Genomic DNA, 7,984 nt, shown 5'->3' on the forward strand with positions numbered 1-7,984 from the left:
ACCAGGAGTGGAAAAATGGTTCTAAAAACGCAGGAGAACACCGTGCAACGTGAAGACGTCTTAGGGAAAACATTGCAGTGGCTTGAGATCGAAGGCCTTGCTGCCACGACGCCCGAAATTATCGCCGAACGTCTTAATTATCCATTGGACGAGTTTTTGCGCTTTTGGCCCGATAAAGAGGCGCTGCATTACGATGCGCTGCGCCACCTCAGCCAGCAGGTTGATGCCTGGCGCAGGCAGATGCTGTTAAACGATGAGTTAAGCAAAGAGCAGAAGCTGCTGGCTCGCTACACAGCGCTCACCGAGTGCGTCACTAACCATCGCTATCCGGGCTGCCTGTTCATTGCTGCCTGCACTATCTATCCGGATCCGGCCCACCCTATCCATCAGTTGGCGGATCAGCAAAAGCGCGCGGCGTATGCCTATACCCACGAACTGCTGACCTCGCTGGAAGTCGACGATCCGGCCATGGTCGCGAAACAGATGGAGCTGGTGCTGGAGGGCTGCCTCAGCCGGATGCTGGTCAATCGCAGCCAGGTAGACGTCGATACCGCCTACCGGCTGGCAGAGGATATTCTCCGCTTTGCCCAGTGCCGCATGGGTGGCGCACTGACCTGATATCAGAGCAGCAGCCCTGCCCACGCAGAGATCAGCAGGCACAGCGCCATTGCCCGCTGAAACCACACCAGCGAGGCGGGGGTGCGAAAGATTCGGTTTACTGCTCTGCCGCAGAACGCCCAAACGGTCAGGCAGAGCTGGGAGATTATCAGAAACAGCAGCGCCATCACGGCGATCTCACGCAGCGGATGCGCCCCATTGGGCGCAAACAGACTCACCACCGCCAGCGCCATCATCCAGGTTTTCGGGTTAATCAGCTGCAACATGGCTGCCGCCCGAACGCTAAAGGGCCGCTGTGCCTCCCCCTCCAACTGTGCAGCTGGTGCATTAAACAGCTGCCAGCTCATCCAGCTTAGCCACAACACGCCCGCCCAGCTCATCCCGCTACGTACCAGCGGGTGTTGGCGCAGCACCTCCCCTGCCCCCGCTCCAGAGGCCAGCACAATCAGGCTGGCCGCCACGCAGGCGCTCACTACGGCAGGTAGCGTTGCCTTCACGCCGAAGCGCTGGCTGCTGGAGAGCACCAGGATATTGGTGGGGCCGGGAGTAATAGACGCCACGAAGGCAAACAGCATAAACGGCAGATAGGTATAGAACATATTCACAGGCAGGACTCCTTATTATCGTTGTCCTGACTGTCGCGTTATTTCATTGTCGCGTCTGGAAGATTTGTGCATAAGCTGCGGTAGCGCGCCGGAGAGAGACGATAGGCCCGCTGGAACCAGCGCCCGAGGTGGCTCTGATCGGCAAAGCCTAACGCCGCCGCCACGCTGGCTGGCTGCTCCCCTTTTGCCAGCATGGCGCGGGCGCTCGCCAGCCGGAGCTGGATCAGCCAGGCGTGAGGCGAGAGGTGGAACTCGCGCTTAAAGCAGCGCGTGAGGGTGAAGCGATCGGTGCCGGTCTCCCGCGCCACGTCGTCAAGGCCGACGTTATCTCCCCGATGCGCGTAGAGATAGTCCCGCGCCCGGTGGGCAATGGCCGCGCTCTGACGCTCCGCCGAGAGCCGCTTGCGCCACTGGCAGTGGTGCGTCAGCTGGCCCAGCAGCCCGTCCATCATGCCCTGCTGCACGATGCGCATCTCATCGTTATGCAGGGTGAAGAAGGTCTGGGCGATGGTGTTCACCAGCTGCGGAGCGCGGGCAATGGTCTGGTCAAAGTGCAGCGAGTAGCTTGAGGGTGTGGCATCGTACAGGCCGCGCAGGGTGTCGCTCAGCCAGCGGTCGTCGAGATAGAACGTCAGGTAGGTAAAGCCGCCCTCTACCGGCGCGTCGCCGTCGTGGATCTCGCCCGGCTCCAGTAGAAACGCGTCCCCGGGCGTGCTGCGATGGCGCTCGCGGCGGCAGTGAAACTGCTGAGTGCCGGTCAGGGTGATGCCCACCAGGTAGCTATCGTGCCAGTGCGGATCGTAGGCGTGACCCTCAAAGTGCGCGCGGATGGTTTCGATGCCGGTATCGGCATGCTGCCGCAGCTCAAGCCAGTCTGCCATATCAACCTCCTGAATGATTCCCGAGTGTAGCATCAATCATTCAGCCTGAAAGGTCTGGAAGATTTGTGCAGCATAGAGCAAAAATCACTGAGATTGCGGCAACCTGCTGAAGAGTTTTAACGATCACAGAAGCAAAAAAACATAATTAATTAATATAAAATCGCAATAGATTCTCCGCGGCCATCTGTGTCAGAAAGTAACCCTCATTCATAAGAAACCGGAGAAGTGATTCAAATGAGTAGAGGCATACTAAAAAGTCACCATAATGAATACCATATATTAACCCGCGGGGAACGTATTGGTTATGGAATGGGGGACTTTGCGCAAAACCTTGTTTTTGGCACAATAGGCGGCTTTCTTGCTCTGCATATGTTAACCGTCAACGCTATCGGTACAGCCACCGCAGGGTTTATATTTCTTTTCGTCCGAATCATCAATGTTTTTTGGGATCCAATGGTAGGAACCTATGTCGACAAAAGAATTTCAGCAGCGGGAAAGTATCGCCCCTGGCTCTTAAGAGCGGGCGTGCCGCTGGTTATTCTCTCCGCTTTGCTTTTTACACCTATCCCCGGTATCAGAGGTTCTGTTGCCTTTGCCTTTGTCGTTTATTTGGCGCTGGATTTGGTGTATTCATTGGTAAACATTCCGTATGGCTCTCTTAATGCTTCACTGACCAGAGATCCTGAATCTATTGATAAACTGACCAGTACAAGAATGATGTTGGCTAACACGGCCAATCTGCTTGTCTACACCCTCTTCCCCATGTTTGTCCAAATGGCTTCACCAAAGGATCGTAGCCTCAAGGATACCGGCTTCTTTGGGCTTGAGCTTAACATGGGAAACTATACCGACCCATCAGCCAATTACGCCTGGTTTGGCGTTTACTCTGTTTATATGATAATCGGTGCTGTGGCACTTTTTATCTGCTATAAGTTCACGAAAGAGCGTGTAGTCGCGACTGCGGAACAGACTGCCAACGTAAAAACAACCGATCTCTTTCTTGAACTGAAATACAACCGACCGCTGGTTATCCTCGGACTGTTTTTCATGTTGGGCTTTACGTTCATGTTTTTCATGAATACCGTAAATGGCTTTTTCAATCAGTTTGTTGTCGGTCATTCAGAGTGGATGGGAGCTATAGGCCTGGTAGCCTCCATCCCGGGGATTCTGTTCCCGGTTTTCTGGCCAAGGCTCAAGAAAATTTTTGGCAAAAAAGGCTTCTTCCATCTTTTCCTTGGCATGTTTATCGTAGGTGAACTGCTGACTTACGTTTGGTCACGGGAAGGGATGCATGACGCCTTGTGGCTTGCTTACATCGCAACCTTTATTAAACAGTGGGGCTTAACGTCAGCGACCGGATTCATGTGGGCGCTAGTTCCTGAAGTGATTGCTTATGGCGAATTAAAATCAGGAAAGCGCAACGCCGCCATCATTAATGCGATTATGGGGCTCTTCTTCAAGATTGGTTTTACCCTTGGTGGCGCAATCCCACTTTGGCTGCTGGCCGCCTATGGTTTTAACGAAACAGGTGCGAAACAAAGCGCTAATGCAATCGACGGGATCATTATGACAGCGGTGTGGATCCCCATTGTTTTAGCTTTCATTTCGATGATCGTCATTCAAGTCTATCCCATCTCAGACAAAAATGTTAAAGACATCAACCGTCAGCTCGATGAGATACGCGTGTAATTAAAACAACAAAAAAAAACCAAATACAAAGCAGCAGCTTAAAAAGGTAGAAATCTATGTCACTTATTCAAAACCCTATCTTACCTGGCTTTAATGCCGACCCGAGTATTATCCGTGTAGAAGACACATACTATATTGCGAGCTCTACGTTCGAGTGGTTTCCTGGCGTTCGTTTACATGAGTCCAAAGATCTGCAGCACTGGAATCTACTCCCCAGTCCATTATCAACTTCCACGCTGTTAGATATGAAAGGAAATCCTTCATCAGGCGGAATTTGGGCCCCAGACCTCTCTTATGCCGAGGGTAAATTTTGGCTGGTTTATACCGATGTAAAAGTCACAGAGGGTGCCTTTAAAGACATGACTAACTATCTGTCCACCGCAACAGATATCCGTGGTCCCTGGACAGATCCGATCAAGCTTAATGGCGTAGGTTTTGACGCCTCACTTTTCCATGACGAAGATGGGCGTAAATATATCGTTCAACAAACCTGGGATCATCGGGAGTATCACCATCCCTTTAACGGCATTACCTTAACCGAGCTGGATATCCATACCCTAAAACCTATGCCAGAAACAGCACGAACCCTTTATCGCGGCACTGCCGTTGCACTTGTTGAGGGGCCACATATCTACAAACTGAATGGCTATTACTACCTTTTCGCCGCTCAGGGCGGGACCGTTTTCACTCACCAGGAGGTAGTTGCACGTTCAAAAACCCTCGACGCCAACAGCTTTGAGACACAGCCAGGAGAGGTGTTCTTAACTAACGTGGACACCCCAGACAGCTATATCCAAAAACAGGGTCATGGTGCCCTGGTTTCCACGCCCAAAGGAGAGTGGTATTACGCTTCACTCTGCGCTCGCCCATGGAATCGTGCAGGTGAATCGGCCTATGATCCCCGCGGTTGGTCAACCCTTGGCAGAGAAACGTCTATCCAAAAAGTGTATTGGGATGAGGAAGGCTGGCCACGAATTGAAGGTGGTCACGGAGGAAAAACCTTTGTCAAAGGGCCCGTTGATGCCATTCATACCGAAAGCGCAGAAGATCACAGCCAGCATGATGAGTTTGACACGCCGACGCTCGATCTGAACTGGAATACGCTTCGCGTCCCGTTCACCGAAAAAATGGGCACAACAGGCGGCGGAAAATTAACATTAATAGGTCAAGGTTCTTTAGCCAATACGCATGACCTATCGCTTATTGCGCGGCGCTGGCAAGCTTTTTATTTTGATGCTCAGGTAAAGGTAAAATTTAATCCTTTTACCTATCAACAAATGGCAGGGTTAACGAATTACTATAACGATCGTCACTGGAGCTTTGTTTTCATTACATGGAATGAAATTAATGGCTCCGTAATCGAAATAGCCGAAAACAACCGAGGAAAATATACCTCGCACCTGAAAGATAAAGCCATCAAGATCCCAGAAGACACCGAGTACGTCTGGTTCCGCACGAAGGTTCGGAAGGAAACCTATACTTATGAATACAGTCTGGATGGGACAAGCTTTACGGAAATTCCTGTCACCTTAGATGCCGCAATTCTCTCAGATGATTATGTACTCCAAAGCTATGGTGGATTCTTTACTGGGGCATTCGTTGGCCTTGCGGTAGTTGACTACTCTGGTTACGCAGCCAAAGCCGAGTTTTATCATTTCGATTACCACGAGCTTGGTGACACCCTCATGGCCGATGACACCTACAGCTGGGCAGCCAGTGAATCACGCTTTGACTAACTATGGTTTGAAAAATCTGGGCTAACGTATGGCGTAAACACGTAGATTGTCGCAATAGTAAGCAGTTGAACGGCTTTTCGCTGATTTTGATTGACGGAAGGAGGCGACTACGGTTTAATGCGCTGCGTTGCCCGGATAGCTCAGTCGGTAGAGCAGGGGATTGAAAATCCCCGTGTCCTTGGTTCGATTCCGAGTCCGGGCACCACTATTTAGAAGAACCCGCCTATGGCGGGTTTTTTGCTTTCCAGGGTTGCGGTCGTGATGACCGTTACCGAGTGGACATTGCTTGTGTGAAATCCCTGCCTGCTCACAAAAAAATAAACTTTTATATCGATACAAAAAGCAAAACCCATTAACTCACTGATTTTAATACATTAAAACCTTGGCAAAATCCTAATCTCAAAATAGATCTGGAGCATATATAAATAACACGGTAACTAAATTATAATTCTTTAGTATCGGGTTGATATACGAGGTCAGAATGCGGTTAATTGTTATGCTGTTAAGCTTTGTGCTCTGCACACCGGTCTGGGCGGGTGAACTTTCCAGACCTGCCGGTAAAATCCTTTTAACGCTGTCTGGTAATATCGAAAATACAAATGAAGGTGGCAAAGCCGTTTTTGATCTCGCCAGCCTTGAGAAACTGGGTATGGTCAGCTTTCAGACGACCTCTCCCTGGTATGATGGCCGCACTACCTTTACGGGTATTTCACTACAAAAGCTCATGGACTATGTCGGGGCGAAAGGTACTGTTGTTAAGGTCACTGCGCTCAATGACTACACCACCGAAATCCCTCTCAGTGATTTTAAGAAACACAATGTCATCCTTGCTTTAAAAATCAACGGAGAATATATGCGCATCCGTGATAAAGGCCCATTGTTTGTTGTTTATCCTTATGACAGCAAGCCTGAGCTGAACAATCAGATTTATTATTCAAGATCGGCCTGGCAGGTCAGTAGAATGAATATTGAGTAAGGGGTCAGAAGACCAACATGAACAGAATTCTGGCTGGCATCATTTGTTTCCTTTTTATATCTACCGGATATATCTCCTTTCTTGTTCATGAAAGGCAACAAGAGCTACAGAAACTGACTCACTACGCCGCGTCGTGGTCTGCTGCACAGATGGTATCAGAATATTACCGCTTTGAATCGTTGCTGGGTCTTTACAGTATCGATGAGACGATACCTCTGGATGATGTGCGCATGCGTCTCGAGCTTATGCTCAGCCAGAGTGATTTAATGAAAGAAGGCGATCTGAGGGATTACATAGAGAGTAATAAAGCCCAGCATACTCTGGCTTTACAGCTTGAGAAGACGCTTGAGTATCTGGATGTGCATCTTGAGAAAATGGACCGCTCAGAAATCCAGGAATACCTAAAAAAAATGCAGACGCTTAATGCCCAACTGGGGCGTCTGTCGTCCGGCGCGTTAGATAAAGATATCAACTCGATTAATGACGCCAATCTCAAAATTAAGACTCTGTACTACATTTACTCAGCGACATCTTTATTGCTAATCATAATGAGTGCGATACTGGGCGTGCTGGTATTTTATCAAAAAAGAAATATTCTGAAGACGCATCTTCAGGTACAGAACCTTGCTGATGCACTGCAAGACTCCAAAGAAAAACTGCAGGCTCAGAATGCAAAGTTGGAGTATGACATCTTCCATGACTCACTGACACAGATGAATAATCGCCATTTTTTCTGGGGTAATTTGAATGAAACCATCGAGAGTGCAGTAAAAAGCAATAGTTCTGTGGTCGTGATGTTGTTTGATTTAGATCGATTCAAGGAGGTCAATGATACGTATGGTCATGATGTCGGCGATATGTTATTACACCAGATATCACACCGTCTGATTTCAATGGGTATGATTTCCGATACGCTTTCTCGTTTAGGCGGTGATGAGTTTGCGTTTATCTCGAGTGGCCTGTCGGAGAGTTGTGCCGTTTTACTAGCCCAAAATATAATCGATACTGTTAGTCAGCCCTACACTCTTGATAATACGATTATCAATATAACCACCAGTGTCGGCATTGTTATCTCAGACACTGAACGCCGCTCCGACTACCTTTACAAATTTGCCGATCTGGCGCTTTATGAAGCCAAAAATGAAGGCGCGGGTAAGATAAAAGTCTTCCGGCAATGGATGTTAGAAAAACTGCAAGAAAGCCGAACCCTTGAGCATGATATGGCACAGGCATTAGTGAACAAAGAGTTCGTGGTTTACTATCAGCCTATCGTTGATTCATTCAGCCGGGAAATTTACAGCTATGAAGCCCTTATTCGTTGGATACATCCTCTGAAGGGCCTCCTGTCGCCGGACAGCTTTATTGCTGTGGCTGAGAAAACAGGAATGATTAACGAAATGGGCAAATCAGTGCTCGAAATGGCCTGCCGGGAAGCCGCTTCCTGGGTGATCCCCGCTAAAATTTCTGATGTAGCCCCCT

7 protein-coding genes and 1 tRNA gene are annotated in these 7,984 nt (G+C 49.2%); 6 read left to right on the plus strand and 2 right to left on the minus strand.

The window, feature by feature from the left end; genetic code table 11:
- Positions 1 to 42 precede the first annotated feature (42 nt).
- The gene (locus FN633_RS15435; RefSeq protein ID WP_154058967.1) at positions 43 to 618 is read left to right on the plus strand and encodes a transcriptional regulator; all 576 of its coding nucleotides are present in this window, start codon (positions 43 to 45) and stop codon (positions 616 to 618) included.
- Between the two features lie 2 nt (positions 619 to 620).
- Here the strand turns inward: FN633_RS15435 and FN633_RS15440 are convergent, their stop codons facing one another.
- Positions 621 to 1,217 carry a LysE family translocator gene (locus FN633_RS15440; RefSeq protein WP_208674223.1) on the minus strand — a complete coding sequence of 199 codons (597 nt, stop codon included), beginning with the start codon at positions 1,215 to 1,217 and terminating at the stop codon, positions 621 to 623.
- Between the two features lie 44 nt (positions 1,218 to 1,261).
- Positions 1,262 to 2,104, minus strand: coding sequence for an AraC family transcriptional regulator (locus FN633_RS15445; RefSeq protein WP_154058315.1), 843 nt, complete (start codon positions 2,102 to 2,104; stop codon positions 1,262 to 1,264).
- A 234-nt stretch (positions 2,105 to 2,338) separates the two neighbouring features.
- On the opposite strand from FN633_RS15445, the gene FN633_RS15450 reads away from it, so the two are divergent.
- From FN633_RS15450 to FN633_RS15470, 5 genes are all read left to right on the plus strand, one after another.
- Positions 2,339 to 3,793, plus strand: a complete 1,455-nt coding sequence (locus FN633_RS15450; protein ID WP_154058316.1) for an MFS transporter — start codon at positions 2,339 to 2,341, stop codon at positions 3,791 to 3,793.
- A 56-nt stretch (positions 3,794 to 3,849) separates the two neighbouring features.
- Positions 3,850 to 5,529 (plus strand): glycoside hydrolase family 43 protein, encoded by a 1,680-nt coding sequence (locus FN633_RS15455; RefSeq protein WP_154058317.1) that lies wholly within the window; start codon positions 3,850 to 3,852, stop codon positions 5,527 to 5,529.
- A 129-nt stretch (positions 5,530 to 5,658) separates the two neighbouring features.
- Positions 5,659 to 5,734, plus strand: a tRNA-Phe gene (locus FN633_RS15460).
- Between the two features lie 276 nt (positions 5,735 to 6,010).
- Positions 6,011 to 6,505 (plus strand): putative pterin-binding protein, encoded by a 495-nt coding sequence (locus FN633_RS15465; protein ID WP_154058318.1) that lies wholly within the window; start codon positions 6,011 to 6,013, stop codon positions 6,503 to 6,505.
- A 17-nt stretch (positions 6,506 to 6,522) separates the two neighbouring features.
- On the plus strand, positions 6,523 to 7,984 hold a 1,462-nt coding region (locus FN633_RS15470; protein WP_154058968.1), incomplete at its 3' end, for a diguanylate cyclase domain-containing protein.

The sequence above is a fragment of the Pseudescherichia vulneris genome (assembly GCF_902164725.1).
Classification (GTDB): Bacteria; Pseudomonadota; Gammaproteobacteria; order Enterobacterales; family Enterobacteriaceae; genus Pseudescherichia; species Pseudescherichia vulneris.

Bases quoted from the DNA above. Each gene is read 5' to 3' on its own strand.
- FN633_RS15440 (WP_208674223.1), bottom strand. From the start codon at position 1,217: ATGTTCTATACCTATCTGCCGTTTATGCTGTTTGCCTTCGTGGCGTCT.
- FN633_RS15465 (WP_154058318.1), top strand. From the start codon at position 6,011: ATGCGGTTAATTGTTATGCTGTTAAGCTTTGTGCTCTGCACACCGGTC.
- FN633_RS15450 (WP_154058316.1), top strand. From the start codon at position 2,339: ATGAGTAGAGGCATACTAAAAAGTCACCATAATGAATACCATATATTA.
- FN633_RS15445 (WP_154058315.1), bottom strand. From the start codon at position 2,104: ATGGCAGACTGGCTTGAGCTGCGGCAGCATGCCGATACCGGCATCGAA.
- FN633_RS15455 (WP_154058317.1), top strand. From the start codon at position 3,850: ATGTCACTTATTCAAAACCCTATCTTACCTGGCTTTAATGCCGACCCG.